The organism is Candidatus Poseidoniia archaeon (assembly GCA_030748895.1).
GTDB lineage: Archaea > Thermoplasmatota > Poseidoniia > MGIII > CG-Epi1 > UBA8886.
Window position 1 is genome coordinate 97,705 of sequence record JASMLC010000002.1, and the last position, 15,125, is coordinate 112,829.

The 15,125-nt window shown below is 64.2% G+C and carries 12 protein-coding genes and 1 other RNA gene; 4 read left to right on the forward strand and 9 right to left on the reverse strand.

All coding sequences use genetic code 11. The annotated features are described in order from the left end of the window. The first annotated feature begins 108 nt into the window (after positions 1-108). Complete coding sequence (locus tag QGG57_01335) at positions 109-2,442, forward strand: hypothetical protein (protein MDP7006824.1); 2,334 nt, start codon at positions 109-111, stop codon at positions 2,440-2,442. Here the strand turns inward: QGG57_01335 and dnaJ are convergent. The 6 genes from dnaJ to ftcD are packed head-to-tail and all read right to left on the reverse strand — an operon-like array spanning position 2,439 to position 9,050. Next, on the reverse strand, positions 2,439-3,590 hold the full coding sequence (gene dnaJ, locus QGG57_01340; protein MDP7006825.1) for a molecular chaperone DnaJ: 1,152 nt from the start codon (positions 3,588-3,590) through the stop codon (positions 2,439-2,441). The genes QGG57_01335 and dnaJ overlap by 4 nt on opposite strands. Positions 3,591-3,624: 34 nt before the next feature. Continuing rightward, entirely contained in the window at positions 3,625-4,515 is an 891-nt protein-coding gene (locus tag QGG57_01345; protein ID MDP7006826.1) for an ABC transporter permease, read from the reverse strand. Then, complete coding sequence (locus QGG57_01350; GenBank protein ID MDP7006827.1) at positions 4,503-5,441, reverse strand: ABC transporter ATP-binding protein; 939 nt, start codon at positions 5,439-5,441, stop codon at positions 4,503-4,505. The genes QGG57_01345 and QGG57_01350 overlap by 13 nt, the downstream gene beginning before the upstream one ends. After that, positions 5,438-6,307: an ABC transporter permease subunit gene (locus tag QGG57_01355; GenBank protein ID MDP7006828.1), complete on the reverse strand. Its 870-nt coding sequence runs from the start codon at positions 6,305-6,307 to the stop codon at positions 5,438-5,440. The genes QGG57_01350 and QGG57_01355 overlap by 4 nt, the downstream gene beginning before the upstream one ends. Then, positions 6,304-7,203, reverse strand: a complete 900-nt coding sequence (locus tag QGG57_01360; GenBank protein ID MDP7006829.1) for an ABC transporter ATP-binding protein — start codon at positions 7,201-7,203, stop codon at positions 6,304-6,306. The genes QGG57_01355 and QGG57_01360 overlap by 4 nt, the downstream gene beginning before the upstream one ends. 29 nt (positions 7,204-7,232) lie before the next feature. Continuing rightward, positions 7,233-9,050 carry a glutamate formimidoyltransferase gene (gene ftcD / locus QGG57_01365; GenBank protein ID MDP7006830.1) on the reverse strand — a complete coding sequence of 606 codons (1,818 nt, stop codon included), beginning with the start codon at positions 9,048-9,050 and terminating at the stop codon, positions 7,233-7,235. Positions 9,051-9,168: 118 nt separating this feature from the next. On the opposite strand from ftcD, the gene QGG57_01370 reads away from it, so the two are divergent. Next, on the forward strand, positions 9,169-9,594 hold the full coding sequence (locus QGG57_01370; protein ID MDP7006831.1) for an NINE protein: 426 nt from the start codon (positions 9,169-9,171) through the stop codon (positions 9,592-9,594). Positions 9,595-10,113: 519 nt separating this feature from the next. Here QGG57_01370 and rnpB read toward each other — a convergent pair. Next, positions 10,114-10,419: RNase P RNA component (rnpB, locus tag QGG57_01375), an RNA gene on the reverse strand. A gap of 80 nt (positions 10,420-10,499) precedes the next feature. On the opposite strand from rnpB, the gene QGG57_01380 reads away from it, so the two are divergent. Continuing rightward, positions 10,500-12,215, forward strand: a complete 1,716-nt coding sequence (locus tag QGG57_01380) for a methylmalonyl-CoA mutase family protein (protein ID MDP7006832.1) — start codon at positions 10,500-10,502, stop codon at positions 12,213-12,215. Beyond that, positions 12,215-12,766 carry an AAA family ATPase gene (locus QGG57_01385; GenBank protein MDP7006833.1) on the forward strand — a complete coding sequence of 184 codons (552 nt, stop codon included), beginning with the start codon at positions 12,215-12,217 and terminating at the stop codon, positions 12,764-12,766. The genes QGG57_01380 and QGG57_01385 overlap by 1 nt, the downstream gene beginning before the upstream one ends. Here QGG57_01385 and QGG57_01390 read toward each other — a convergent pair. Then, positions 12,763-14,346 (reverse strand): M20/M25/M40 family metallo-hydrolase, encoded by a 1,584-nt coding sequence (locus tag QGG57_01390; GenBank protein MDP7006834.1) that lies wholly within the window; start codon positions 14,344-14,346, stop codon positions 12,763-12,765. The two genes, QGG57_01385 and QGG57_01390, sit on opposite strands and share 4 nt — an antisense overlap. Positions 14,347-14,375: 29 nt before the next feature. Continuing rightward, the gene (locus QGG57_01395; protein MDP7006835.1) at positions 14,376-15,119 is read right to left on the reverse strand and encodes a hypothetical protein; all 744 of its coding nucleotides are present in this window, start codon (positions 15,117-15,119) and stop codon (positions 14,376-14,378) included. Positions 15,120-15,125 lie beyond the last annotated feature (6 nt).

The following is a 15,125-nucleotide window of genomic DNA, read 5'->3' on the forward strand; positions in this document are numbered from 1 at the left end:
GCCCGGTATAGCAGGAGCCAGATAACCGCTATTTAACGCTAATACGATAATTCCCGTTCAAAATATTTTGTGAAACGCACTTATATATGGCGACCACGTCCGAAACCCATGCGCCAAAGCCTGTTTGTGGCCCTGATGCTTTGCCTGACGCCCGTGCTAGCGGGCTGCCTCGACTCCCTGACCGGAGACGAGGAGCTCCGCACCGGCTGTACCTACACCGAGGCGGAGAACTGGGACCCCCAGGCGCAGATTGACGATGGATCCTGTGATCTGGGTCTTGAAGGTTGTACGTATGAAGGCGCTGAAAACTACAATCCCTCATTCGTGGTAGACGATGGTTCCTGTGTTTTTGCCGATCCGGTCGTTGGATGTATGGACCCTGCAGCCAGCAACTACAACTCGTATGCTGAATATGACGACGACTCATGCGTGTACCTGCTTGGCTGCACATACGCGGACGCCGGCAACTACGATTCGTCTGCACAGGTAGATAACGGAACCTGTGAATTTGCAGAACCAGTGACCGGCTGCATGGATGACACAGCCACTAATTACAATCAGTACGCCGAGTATGATGATGATTCATGTGAATACATCTCAGGTTGCACCTACGATGATGCTGATAACTACAATTCCAGTGCAACTGTGGATGACGGGAGTTGTAATTTCCCCGACCCTGTTCTTGGCTGCACGGATGATACCGCAGCTAACTACAACCCCTACGCGACGATAGACGACGATTCCTGCTATTACCTGTACGCGAGCCTGACGAGCGAGGAGTTCAACGACTTTGCCAACCTGTTCACGGAGCAGAAAGATTTCACGCAGTGGTCGGATGACTTTGACCGCTTCGGCTCTGAAATGAAAATAAATCCGATAATGATGGGAGAAATGGATGAAGGCGGTGAGGGGGGCGATAATGGCACTGAAGATGATGAAGAGGAGGAAATGCCTGAAGAAATGTACATTGTCCTCGGGATGCAGAAAGATGACGCGAGTCAGATTTTCACGGCAACCTTCGGCATGGAAATGAGTATGGAGGGAGATCCCATGGAGATGGGGGCAGAAGATGGTGAAGCCAAGATGTCACTCAGGATGACGTCAGTGAGACAGGGTCCCGGGTGCACCAGTGGGGACTGCACCTTGACCAACGAGGTCATGGAGGTTTCCATGTACGGTGGCTCCGAAAGTCCCGGTACAAAGATGATTATGTCGATGTACATGTTTGCCACCACCTACAGCCGTGACATGGTGCCCTACTATGGTGACCCTGTTGCCGAACTCCCGGGTGGCGGCAGTTTCTTCTTGGGGCAAAGTGAACCTGAAGAGGTCGAAATCATAAGGGATGGCGATAACGTGATGTTTTCGCCCGCTGAAATAGAGATAGAGGTCAATACCACCGTAATCTGGTACAACGATGATGATACGACCCATACTGTCACCGATGAGGATGGAACTTTCGACTCAGGTGATATAGACCCATATAGTGAGTGGGAATACACTTTCGGAGAGGTCGGTGAGTACGCCTACTATAGTGATAAGACCGAGGACAAGCCGCCTCTTGGAGATTTAACTGGCAAGGTAGTTGTCACGGAGATAGAGCCGATTGACCTGGATTGGGATACCGAAGCGGGAGTGGGATTGGATTCCGATGACGATGGCAAGGATGACTGGATTGAATATTACGCCTATGCCTGGGATGACGAGGACAATATGAGCATTGCCGCGACTCTGACACAGAATATCGAGACTGGTACGTTGTATCCGAGGCATCTGGAGTTCCACAATGAGACTGGCGTACCAATCATGGCTTTCGAGTTCTGGTACGGTGACGAAGTCTACATCGAGCTGAATGACGACGAAGGCCTGAACAAGTCCGCAACCCAGTTCAATTGGGACGCAGACTCCTACGATGACAACGAAACATCGCAGAACGTCTATGAGGGGACGATATCGGAGGGTAATGGCAATTACATGCAGGAAGCCCCCAACGATGAGATGGAGATTCGGGTTCTTGAGGCGTATGAAGGCAGCGATGATGAAGGTCCCGATATTGGTGATCCTTTCGGCGGGGACGAGGAAGAAGGCGGCCGGGAGAATGCCAGGGTAGTGGCTAGTATGATCCTCTCAGATGGAGGGGCCGACATGCTTGATACCGAAACTGGCTGCCATTGGTACATCACGTGGAACGATAACGATGGGGATGGTCTTGTATCTGTGAACGACACGTACGAAATCCGCAGCGACAAGATGGGCACCGGCGGCGAAGTCTGCAACCGCGAGGACGAGAACGGCAACGCCACCTACGTAATCGAGTTCTTCGACCTCTGGGCCGATGCATACGTCGATGGTCCCAACCCGGCATTAGCGCCTGGTTTCACGGGGCTGTTTGCGGCCTTTGCCATCGCGGGCCTGGCCGGCCTGCGCCGCCGCCGGCGTTAGCCGAAGCGGTCGCGAACCCGCTCGAAGAGCGAGGGCGATTCGCCGTCCAGCTCGCGTAGCTGCTCCCACGCCGGACGCGACTTGCGTCCCGCCTTCGGGATGCGGACGTTTACCCGCACGTGCTGGTCTCCGTAGCGGCCGGCGCGCGCTAGGTCAGGCATCCCCTTGCCGCGCAGCCGCAGCACCGCGCCCGACTGGGTTCCCGCGGGCACCTTCAGCATCACCTTGCCGGCGAGCGTCGGCACCTCGATTTCCTCGCCCAGCACCGCCTGCGCCGGCGTTATCTCCAGCTCGAGCACGATTTCGGTCTCCTGCCGCTGGAAGGTGCGGTGGCGCCGGACGTTGGTGACGACGTAAAGATCGCCGCGGGGGCCGTTGCGCGGGCCGGCCGAGCCCTGCCCACGCAGGCGCAGCCGGTGGCCGTCATCAATCCCGGGGGGGATGGTTAGCTTGATTTTCTTCCGCGCCTCGCGAACGCCGCGCCCACGGCAGCCGCTGCACGGCTTGTCGACAGTTTTCCCGTCGCCGCCGCACTGCGGGCACTCGCCGGTCTGGACCGTCTGCATAAAGCCGCGCCGCTGGACGTGCTGCACCATCCCGCGACCGCCGCACTGGCTGCAGGTCACAGCGCTGCCCCCTTCGGCCGCGCCGCTGCCGGAGCAGTCGCCGCACGCTTCGTCACGCGGGATAGTCACTTGCTGCTCGAGGCCGCTGTAGGCCTGCTCGAGGCTCAGCGTCAGGTCGTAGCGCAGGTCGGCGCCGCGGTTGCGCGGGCCGCGCTGCCGGGCGCCCCCGCCGAAGAACTGCGAGAAGATATCGCCCATCCCGCCGCCACCACCGCCGCCGAAGAGCTGGCCGAAGATGTCGGAGATGTCGCCCTGGTGGGTGAAGTCGTCCCACGAGAAGCCGCCGCCGCCGAAGTTGACCCCCTCATGGCCGTGGCGGTCGTAGCGTGGCCGCTTCTCGTCGTCGGCCAGCACTTCGTACGCCTCGGAGATTTCCTTGAATTTCTCCTCGGCTTCGGACTGGTTTTCGCGGTTGGCGTCGGGGTGGTATTTCCGCGCCAGCGTACGGTACGCCTTCTTGACATCGGCCTTCGACGCATCCCGGCTGACGCCGAGCACTTCGTAGTAATCCCGCTTCGCCATGGCGGCGGCGCTACTTCCCGGCGGATTTAAGCTTTCAGAATTGCTTGCGTTCGAGCATCCGTGAGGCGAGCATGAAGGCGAGCGCCGTCACCGCCAGCAGCACGGCGACCGCCTGCCCCGGGTCAGTTGCGATGGAGACCACGGTGGCAAATTCACCACTCAGGCTCTCGGCGGTCAGCCCTAGGTCGCCGGCTTCTATCCTGAGATACTTCAGCTGCGGCAGCGCGAACGAGCGCAGGTAGTGCATGATGCTGAAGCGTTGTGAATCGCCGCTCGCCAGCATCACTTCCCATACCAGCCAGTAGACCAGTGAGATCGGCAGCGGCCGTTGCACCAGCGCGTTGATGAGCAGGAATATGCTGGTGTAGGCGAGCGACGCCAGCAGCAGCGTCCCGAGCACCGCGCCGAGCAGCGGCAGGTGCTCGCGCAGGCCGAAGCTGCCGCCGTGCGCCAGCAGCGCCAGATAGAGGATCGTGAGCGGCGTTCCCACCGCGACGAAAGTGCCTAGAGTGCCAGCGAGCAGCTTGGGGAGCAGGATTTCGTACATCCGCACCGGTGAGGTGCGCAGCAGCTGCATCGTCTTTTGCTTGAACTCGGTGTTGAGCAATTCGGCCGCACCCAGCAGCGCCACCAGCGCTACTACCAAGGGCAGATAGAGGTTGAAGGCGAGACCGTAGAACAGGTTTGCCATCTCCGCGTGCAGCACTTCCCCTTCAAAGACGCGCACCTCGTCACCGGCGATGACCTGCGTCTCCACTTTACCGCGGCTGTCGTACCAGAACCAGCCTGAGAGTAGCCCCGGAGTCAGCAGCAGCGCGGCGATAATCAGCGTGCTGCGCGCCAGCAGGAACTGCCGTACGCCGTCGCGGAACACCGGCCGGCCAATTTGCAGCAGCCGCGCCACTTCCTCGCCTACGCTTCCCACTGCTCGCCTCCTACCAGCTTCTCGTAGAGCGCTTCCAGGTCCTCACCCGGTGAGTCGATGCCGTGAATCGCAATCTTTGCCTTACGCAGCAGCGGCGGCAGCAGCGCGTGGAACGCCTCGGCGTCGGTCGTATCGACCTCGACCCAGTCGCGCTGTAGCGAGACTCCTTCGACCGACGGTTGCTCGAGTAGCAGCCGCGCCAGCTGCGGCCGCTGCCCCGCATCGGCGGGGGTCAGTCGCACCTTCTGCCGCACGTGCGGCATCAGCTTCTGGATGGCGTGGCGGTCGCCGACGGCGAGCATCTGCCCGCCCGAGAGGAAGACGATGCGGTCGGTCAGCGCCTCGACGTCGTGCAGGATGTGGCTCGAGAGCAGGATGGTGCGCCCCGCGTCAGCCCAGTTCCGGATGAGTTCCATCAACAGCCGCCTCGTCGTCGGGTCGGTACCCTGGAACGGTTCGTCCAGCACCAGCAGGTCGGGGTCGTGCGCAATTGCCCGTGCGAACTTTGCCTTCTGCCGCATCCCGCGCGAGTAGGTGCGGATGCGCCGCTCCATCGCGTCGCCGAGGCCGACGTCATCAAGCAGCGCCGCGGCGCGCTCGCCCGCTTCATCCGGGGCGACACCCTGCAGTTGCAGGAAGTGCGCGACGTATTCGCGGGCAGTCATGTGGTCATAGAAGCAGTCGTATTCCGGGACGAAGCCGAAACGGCTGCGCAGCTCCCAGTCGCTGGCCGGATCGCGTCCGTCAATGCGGACGTGTCCCAGCGACGGCCGTGCCAGCCCCAGCACCAGCTTCATCAGCGTGCTCTTGCCGGCGCCGTTGGGGCCGAGGATGCCGGTGATGCCCGGGCCGAGCTCGAGCGAGACGCTGGAAACTCCCTGCACCAGCCCGTAGTTCCGCGTCGCGGCCTCGAGGACGATGCTCAATGGGTCACCTCCAGCCGCTGCAGCCGCAGCGTGACCGCCGAGGCGGTCGCCGCCCAGATTGCCGCCAGCAGCAGCAGCGGCGTGCGCCAGCCGAGGTCAATCCGGAAGAAAAATCCGTAGACTGTGACCCACTGCGGCGCATCGAACATCTCGTGACCCACCATGTCGAGCAGGTGCAGCACCGAGAATAGCAGGATGCGCTCGTCCTGCACCAGCCCATAGCCAGTCTCAACGAGGAACGACGGGAAATAGACGGCGAGGAAGAAGCCGACCGCAGCGTAACCGCTGCGACCGGTCAGCGCCGAGCACGCCAGCGCCAGCAGCGAGAAGGTAATCGAGACCAGCAGCCCGTAACCGACCGTCGCCAGCAGCATCCAGCGATAGTCACCGAACCATCCCAGTGCGTAGCCGGAGTCGGTCCACTGCGCCAGCGCTAGATAGAGGTTGGGCGCCAGCGCCGCCAGCAGGAAGAGCAGCAGCAGCGTTAGCAGTCGCGCCAGCAGGTAGTCGACGCGGGTCAGCGGCCGCGCGAGGTAGAGGTGAATTGACTGGTCGCTGAGGTCGCGCGAAACCAGCTGGCTACCGGTGATGGCGGCGAGTAGCACCAGCTGGATGCGAATGCCGCCACCCGCTAGGTCACCGTAAAGCCGCAGGTGGATTTCCTGCGGCGTGAAGAACCCCTGCGGCATCACTATCAGCGCAATCAGCAAGGTCTGCGCCCACGCGAGGCCAATCACCAGTAGCACCCAGCGGTTGCGCACCAGTCGCTCGAATTCGCGCCAGCCCATGCCCCAGACAATGGTGCGCCGGTCGGCCAGCGCAGCAGTGTAGCGGCGGTAGCGCTCCATCACGCGCGCCTCGCTCACTTGACCACCTCGAGGTAAAGGTCCTCAAGCGCCCGCGTCGCGCGCTCCATCTGCAGCAGTGGCGCGCCGCTCTCCCCCGCGGCAGCCAGAATGGTGTCGAAGGTCTCGTCGCCGCGGAAGCCGACGCGCAGCGCCGGGCCGTGCTCCTGCCACTCCAGCTTGCGCTTGTCGAGGGCGGCGCAGAAGGCGGTGCGCGGTTCGCCGACACGTACCTCGACCCAGTCTTCGAACCGGGCGAGCAGCGACTCGACTTGCTCTACCATCTGGAGGCGGCCCTGCGAGACGATGATGACATGGTCGCAAACCTGCTCGACGTCGTGCAGGATGTGGGTTGAGAGCAGCACGTTGGAGTGCCCCAGCTCGGTCAGCGTGCGAATCGTGCGCAGCATCTCGCGCCGCGCCTGCGGGTCCAAGCCGGATGTGGGCTCGTCGAGGATAACCAGCTCGGGGCCGTGCACAAGGCCCTGCGCCAGCTTCACCTTCTGCCGCATCCCGCCGCTGTATTCCGAGATGGGACGATATTTCTCCTCGCCCATGCGCAGGTGGTTGAGCACTTCGTGCGTGCGCTGGATGGCCGCCTGCCGAGCCATGCCGGAAACCTGCGCCATCTCGACCACGAACTCAACGCCGGTAAGCCGGTCGGGCAGGCAGTCGTGCTCCGGCATGTAGCCGATGCGCTGCCGCAACTCGGGACCGGCGGTGGCGACGCTTTCGCCCAGTACCGTAACCGAGCCACCGCTCGGCGCGAAGATGCCGAGCGCCAGTTTGATGAACGTGCTTTTGCCGGCGCCGTTGGGGCCAAGCAGCCCCACGCGGCCTTCGGGAACCTTGACCGAGAGGCCGGCCAGTGCGGTCACCGCGCCGAACTGCTTGACAAGCCTGCGCGCCTCAATCACGGTCGCTCACCAAGCGGGGGGATATTGAACTAACGCAGCGTCGCCTCGACCGCTTCCGCAACCGCGGCTGCGTGCGCGTCACACTCGCCCAGCAGCGTCTCGAGCGCCACGCTGGTCTCGCGGCAGAACGCCTCGTCGGGGATTTCCTTCAGGTTGATGCGCACGTTGTAGCCCGCGGCACGGGCGCCAGCGTGCGCCAGCAGCGCCCCGGAGCCGACGTCGCTCGCCATCGCGGCGTCCATCAGCGGCGCCATCTCGCCGCAGACCGCGAGCGCGTCGCGGCACTGCCCGACGGTCGCCAGCGGCACCGCCGTCGCGTCGCGGTAGCCGGCCTCGAGCGCAGCGTCGCGCGTAGCGCGTTGCTCGTCGCTATCCTTCGGCATGCGCATCGCCGCAATTACGCCGTCGAAGGCGCTGGTGTCTGCGTCGACGCCCGCGACGAGCGCCTCTTTCACCGCTTGCCCGCGCTCGGCGATGCCGGCCAGCGCATCGTAGTTCGCCGCCTGCGTCCCTTTCGTGGCGGAAAGGTTGGCGACCATCGTCCCGAGCGCAGCGCCCAGCGCGCCGGCAAGCGCCGCGACCGAGCCGCCGCCGGGGGCGGGCGAGTCGCGCGAAACCTCGTCGACGAAGTCGTAGGTGACGCGGTTGACCAGCTCGCCTTCCTGCTTCGGCATCCCCAGCACCTTGCTGGCGGGGTTAAAATCAGCGACGTCGCGCAGGCCGAGCGACTGGATTGCCGCCGCGGCAAGGTCGGGAACCGGCAACCCGGGCGATTTCCCCATCCGCCGCAGGTAGTGGACGGCGGCCTGCCGCAGCACTTCCCACGGCACCAGACCCACGATTTCGGAGCCCGTGACGCGGATGCCGCGTTTTCGCGCCTCCTCGCAGGCGGCGTCGAAGACCTCGTGCAGCGGCGTGGTGCGGAAGTTCGTGACGTTGAAGCTGAGCTGCGCACAGCCGTATTCGGGGATTTCCCAGCCGATGCCCTTCAGGTTCGTGAAGCGGCCGTCTTTGTAGACTGGCTTGCCGACCAGCGCGCGGGGGTCGAGCCCGCGCGCGCAGTATGCTTCGGTCAGGTCGCCGCCGTGCACCTCGGCGTAGTGCGCCGCGAGCGCATCGAAATCGGCGCCCGTGAAGTCGCAGTTGCCGCACGGGAACTCCCCGTTGGCGAAATGGACGACGTCGCCCTTGTAGTAGAACGCGTCGGGCGACCCGCTGCGTTTCCAGCGACCGCGCTCGCGCAGCTCGTAGGCGAGCTCGTTGGCGTAGGTACGGTCGCGCGTGTTCAGGTTGATGTTCCACGCAATCAGGAACTCGCGCGCCCCGACGGCGGTCGCGCCGCTGCGCGCGTTGAACTTCGCGGGGCCGGCGTCGGGCGCCCCCCCATCGAGCCGCTCCGCAAGCCCCTCATACTCGCCGGCGCGGACGCGCGCCAAGTTGCGGAACTCGGACGACCGCGCCGCCTCTTCATAGAACCAGACCGGGATGCCCAGCTCGGCGCCGATGCGCTCGCCGGTCGTGTGCGCAATAGCGATGCAGTCGTCCATGTTCACGCCGCTGACCGGCACGAACGGTAGCACGTCGGTGGCGCCCATGCGGGGGTGCGCGCCGGCGTGGGCACGCATGTCAATCAGCTCGGCCGCGCGGGCGACGCCGGCGAACGCCGCGTCGCCGACGCTCGCGGGGGGCGCTACGAAGGTCACGACCGTGCGGTTGGTCTCGCCGCCCATGTCGATGTCGAGCACCTCCGCCCCCTCGACCGATGTGATGGCGGCGGCGATGGCGTCAATCACCTTGCGGTCGCGCCCTTCCGAGAAGTTGGGCACGCACTCGACCAATCCGCTCACACCGGGCGACGATTAGGGATGTTAATAGGATTATAGCTGAATCTTCTTTTCCATCTTCGGTTATTATGTGTCGTTGTTTCTGTAAAGGCTTTTATAACTAAGATAGTTCAAGCGGCAAGTGGACCGACACGACCTGCAGTATGGCGACAACACCCAGGTTCTGGCCCCTCAGAAGGATAAACTTGTCGCAGGGATATTGGGAATTGTTATAGGTGGTTTAGGGATTCACAGGTTTTACTTGGGTTATATAGGGATTGGGATAGCCCAGATTTTAGTCACCTTGATTACATTTGGAGTGGGGGCTATCTGGGGTTTAATCGAAGGAATCCTGATTTTAGTCCAAGACGACTGGACTGACGCGCAGGGCAGGCCTTTGAAGGGCAATGAAGCGACAAATTATCTATCGAACCCTTCCGCGCAGTTTGCGAGTCAACAACAATCAGGCGACAGGGTTTCCCAACTCAAGGAATTGAGTGAACTGAAAAAATCGGGCCTGCTCACCGAAGATGAATTTGCGCGCGAAAAGCAAAAAATTTTGAGATAATTAATTAACGTTGCAGGCACCCCCCTCTAAATTTTAACAAGTAGACCAGCAGCCGGTGGTCGTCGCCCCGCGACGGCCACTCAGGCTGCGCTTGGCCACGCAGCGAGTCCTGCGAGCGGAGTCGGCCAGCACGCTCACGGTTGAAGACCTGCGGGGGGATTTAGAGTTAGTCACGCCGCCGGGGACGCGCGCCTGCCTTGCCGCTGCCGGTTTCCGGCTTCCGCTGCCGGCGCCTCCGCCGGCGCACCCGCTTCACAGGCTGCGCCTGCGAAAGCCCGCCAAAGTCCGTCCAGTCCGAACCGCGCTGCGCGCAATCCGGCTCCTCGCTCCAGTCGCTTGCCATTTTTTGTTTCCTCCCTCTAATGGGGTTCCGCCGCCCGGCCATGTCTGATATATATAGCTATCGTCGGAAAACATGGACGAGTGGGGTGGCCAGCAGCCGGTGGTCGTCGCCCTGCGACGGCCACCCAGGCTGCGCTCGGCCACGGAGCGATTTACCCTGCAAATCGCACAGTGGCCAGATGATGGGAATAAGCCCCTTTCTGTTCACCCCGCGCAATTACTCGCGCGAGGTTGGCGGCATTCAGCTTTGCGTCCTACCTGGCGCTCCCGGGCCGGTCGTCGCGCCTGCTTGGACTTGCTCCGGCAGGGGTGGCCGTTTCACCAAATCCGCCGGCGACGTCACGCCCGAGGCGCTCATCCCGTTAACCGGCGGCTGTGCCGTTTCTGCTCCATTGCCGACCCTCGCGGGCCCCCGAAGGCTGCCTTGCCCTTGGAGAGGGGACTTTCCTCAGCCCGAAGGCCGTAAGCCGCCCTCCATCTCCTGGCCGGGCCAATTGTGTTTGGCGGTGATTTAAGCCCTCGCTCGCCGATAATCCTTATTACATCCACACCTCCGGAGCGCGATGACTCCTCCAAGTCGGGCCGCCGCCGGGAGCGGTGGCGGCGAAAAGTCGCGGCCCGGCGACCTCGAGGCGGAGCGGGCGCGCTGGGAGCGCGAGACGCTCGCGCCGGCGCTGGAGCGGCACCCCGAACGGCGGCCGCGTTTCATCACTACCTCGGGGCAGGAGGTGGGGCGGCTCTATACCGCGCTCGATACGGCGCACCTCGACTACGACCGCGACATCGGCTTCCCGGGCGAGTATCCCTACACCCGCGGCATCCACGCCACGATGCATCGCGGCCGGCTCTGGACGATGCGCATGTTCGCCGGCTTCGGTTCGGCGCGCGAGACCAATGCGCGGTTCAAGTATCTCCTTTCGCAGGGGCAGACCGGGTTGAGCACCGCCTTCGACCTGCCGACGCTCTACGGCTACGACTCCGACTCGCCCACCGCGGCGGGGGAGTTCGGCGAGTGCGGGGTGGGCGTCTCGTCGCTGGAGGACATGGCGCAGCTGTTCGACGGGATTCCGCTCGACAAAGTCACGACGTCGATGACCATCAACTCCCCCGCGGCGATTATCTGGGCGATGTACATCGCCAACGCCGAGAACAACGGCGTCCCGCGCGCGAAGCTGGGCGGCACCATCCAGAACGACATCCTGAAGGAGTTCATCGCGCAGAAGGAGTATCTCTATCCGCCGCTGCCGTCGCTGCGGCTGGTGACCGACACGGTCGAGTTCGGCACTCGCGAGATGCCGAAGTGGAACACCATCTCGATTTCGGGCTACCACATCCGCGAGGCTGGCTCCACCGCGGCGCAGGAGCTGGCGTTCACGCTCGCCGACGGCTTTGCGTATGTCGACGATGCAGTTGCGCGCGGGCTGGGCGTCGACGAGTTCGCGCCGCGGCTCTCGTTCTTCTTTAACGCGCACAACGACTTCTTCGAGGAGATTGCCAAGTATCGCGCTGCGCGCCGCATCTGGGCGCGCGAGATGCGCGAGAAGTATGGCGCGCAGGACCCGCGCTCGTGGAAGCTGCGGTTCCACACGCAGACCGCCGGCTGCTCGCTGACGGCGCAGCAGCCTGAAGTCAACATAGTGCGCGTCGCCATCCAGGCGCTCGCGGGCGTGATGGGCGGCACGCAGAGCCTGCACACCGACGCGATGGACGAGGCGCTGGCGCTGCCGTCGGAGAAGGCGGCGCAGATTGCCCTGCGCACGCAGCAGGTAATCGCGCACGAGTCGGGCGCCGCCAACGTGGTCGACCCGCTCGGCGGCTCATACTATCTTGAGTGGCTCACCGACGACCTTGAGCGGCAGGCGCGCGACTACTTCGACCGCATTGATTCGCTCGGCGGCGTCATCCCCGCCATCGAGAAGGGCTGGTTCCAGAAGGAAATCGCCGCCGCCGCCTACGCCTACCAGCGCGAAATCGACTCCGGCGAGCGCAAGGTGGTCGGCGTCAACGCGCACACAGTCGATGAGCCCATCGAAATCCCCATCCTGGAGATTGACCCCAAGGGCTTCGAGCGGCAGTGCGCGCGGCTGGCGCGGCTGCGCAAGCGACGCGACCCCAGGAAGCACGAGGCGGCGCTGGACGCGGTCCGCAAGGCGGCCGAGGGCGACGACAACCTGATGCCGCACTTCATCACCGCGGTCCGCGCCGACGCGACGCTCGGGGAACTGTGCGAAGTGCTGCGCGGGGTCTTCGGCGAATACCGCGAGCCGTCGGAGTTCTGATGACCATCATCGCGCTGACCGGCATGCCCGCCGCCGGCAAGGGCGAGGTGGCGGCGGTCGCGCGGGAGCGCGGCTGGGCGGTGCACCGCATCGGTGACCTAGTGTGGGAGGAGACCGAGCGGCGCGGGCTCGAGCTGGCGCCCGCCAGCGTCGGCGCGGTCGCCAACGGCGAGCGCAAAGCTCTGGGCTACGGCATCTGGGCTTCGCGGTCGCTGGAGCGCATCGACGCGCTGCGCGCTGCCGGCAGCCACGTGCTGATTGACGGCATGCGCGGCGAAGAAGAGCTGGCGGTGTTTCGCGCCGCCTACGGTGACGCGCTCGTTACGGTCGCGGTCGTCGCGTCCGCCGAGGAGCGGCTGGCGCGGGTCCAGCAGCGCGGCCGCGTCGACGACGGCGACGCGGCCGCGTTTCACGCGCGTGACGAGCGCGAGCTAGGGTGGTCGCTGGCGGAGACGATTGCGGCGGCCGACGAGACGCTCGCCAACGAAGGGGAACTCGATGCGCTGCGCGCGGCGGCGGGGGAACTGCTGGCGCGACTCGAATCGCTTTAGCTGCGGTCGTAGACCGGCCGCTCGTCGAGATACCAGAATAGCCCGGCGAACCACCACGCAATCATGTCGAGCGACCCGACTAGGTTCTGCTGGCCGGTGCCGTTGGCGGTTGCCATCCAGTCGACCATTTCGGGCAGCGTGTCGCACGGCGCGTGGTAGCAGTCGTAGCCGCCGGTGATAGCGCCGAAGTCCAGCGAGACGACCCCGAGCCGGTCGGCGAAGCGCACGTAGTCGCTGCGGCCACGCTGCGACTCGTGGACCGAGATAGTTTCCGGATGGGGGTGGTCGTGGTCCTTCATCGCCGCGTAGCCTTCGCTGTAGTAGAGCTCGCGGCCGTTACGCAGCACCGGCGCGATGTCGTAGAAGGTGGAGCCAATCCACTCGGTGAGCGAAATCATCTCCCACTGCTCGTTGAGCTGGTCGTCGCTGTCGGGAATGATGTCGACGACCAGCGTGTATTCCCCGGGATAGTTCACCCCGGCGCTGTCGATGTTCAGGTAGTTGGTCACGGTTACCCCGGCCGGCAGGTTGTCAATCCAGCGATCGGCGCCGTCGTAACCGTTCTCTTCGTTCGACCAGAAGCAGACCGCGAGCGTGCGCCGGCTGTCGAACTGCGCCAGCGCGCCCGCCGCCGCGAGCGCCATCGCCACTCCCGCAGTGTTGTCGTGCGCGCCGATGTGGGTCCCGCCGCCCGGTGGGCTGCCCGGCTCCGCGAGGTCGAGGTGCGCCCCGAGCACCAGCCACTCATTGGGGTAGACCGTCCCCGTCCTGTAGCCGCAGACGTTGACCGCGTAGGGTGAGCTGGAGAACTCGTAGCGGTGAATCTGCCCGTCGAGCCCCATTGAGTCAAACTCGCCCTCCAGGAACGCCAGCGCCCGCTCATAAGCAGGATCGCGCGGGACCAGTGGCCCCCAGCGCTCGTTATAGCCGTCCTGCTCGTCCGTTACGAATTCCAGCCACTCATAGATGGAATAGCCGTCGACTAGCCCGGTGCTGTGGTTACCTCCCTGCTCCAGGGCAATACCGTCACGCATGGGACGCGAAACCGGGAACTGCAACGTCTCGATGCCGGCGGCGGTGAGCCTTTCCGGGACCAGCGCCGGCAGTTCACCGTCACCAGCTACGCGCAGCGCGCCGATGCCGTCGGCCATGCCTTCCGCGGGGCCGCCGCGGTCTATCCACTCGCGCCAGCTCTCATTGGTCGCGCGCAGCGGCCACGCATCGCGCCCCTGCTCGGCGACGAGGAACGTGGCCGTGGCGTGGCCGGGCGGCGCCAGCAGCATCACCTGCCGCGAGTCCCACGCCTGCGCGAAGTCAAGCACAGTGCCGTTCTGCACCAGCCCCGAGATGGAGTCGCGGACCGGGTAGGGCACTAGCAGGCTCAGCGGCTGGCGCGCGGTGAATTCGACCGGCTGGAAGGTGCCGCCGATCAGCTCGCCCGGCGCCATGCTCACGGAAGCGGCGAGCGACGGCTGCGCCGGTTCGCCGCTGTCGAGGCAGCCGGCGAATGCCGGGAGCAATAGCAGCAGCGCCAGCGCGGGGGTGAAGCGTGGCGTTGCCGGGCTGCTTTTGGGAATCATGTCGCGTCGTCACGCACAGTTAGCGCCACTTATGCTATTTCCTGCGTCACGACTAGCAGGAACAGGAACACCATCGGCAGCAGGTGGAACATGAGGCCGATGCCGACGTTGACCAGCATCCAGCGCCGCGCGTAGGCGTCCGGCTTTTCCATCACCTTGTCGACGACCGTGTTGGTCGTGTCGATCACGCGCGTGGCGAGGAAGCCGACAAAGCGCGCCACCCGTTCGTGCGGCTGCGCCTGCACGCCGCGCTCGGCCGAGCCGTGGAGCCAGTCACCCATCGAGAGCATTCGGTCGACCATCGGCCGGTAGCGGCTGATGTCGATGCTGATGATGCGCACCGCCAGCTCGCGTGTGTCCCACACCCGCCGGAAGTCGAGGTAGGTGTGCGCGATGAAGAAGACGGCGATGGCGAGGTAGTGCCACTGCGATATTTCGCTCCACGCCGGGACATGCAGCGTCACGCCCGCCAGCGTGACGAGGCCATCCGCGTCGGGGCTCGGGACGAAGAAGCGCAGCAGCGCAATCGTCGCCGGCACCAGCAGCCCGATGGTGAACTTGACCGCGATGGTGTAGCCGCGCGGGATTTCCTGCAGCCGCTCGAAGAGCCATTTGAGGTGGTGGCCGTGGAGCTTGATGGCGGTCAGCGCCGGCCCGCCCAGCACGCCCAGTCGCAGGACAATCGGAACGAAAATCAGGAAGTGGAAGTAGAGTTCCCATGCGGAGTCCCACCGTAACAGGTCGCCGAGCACGCTCGCGCAGCCGGTGCCCATTAAAAA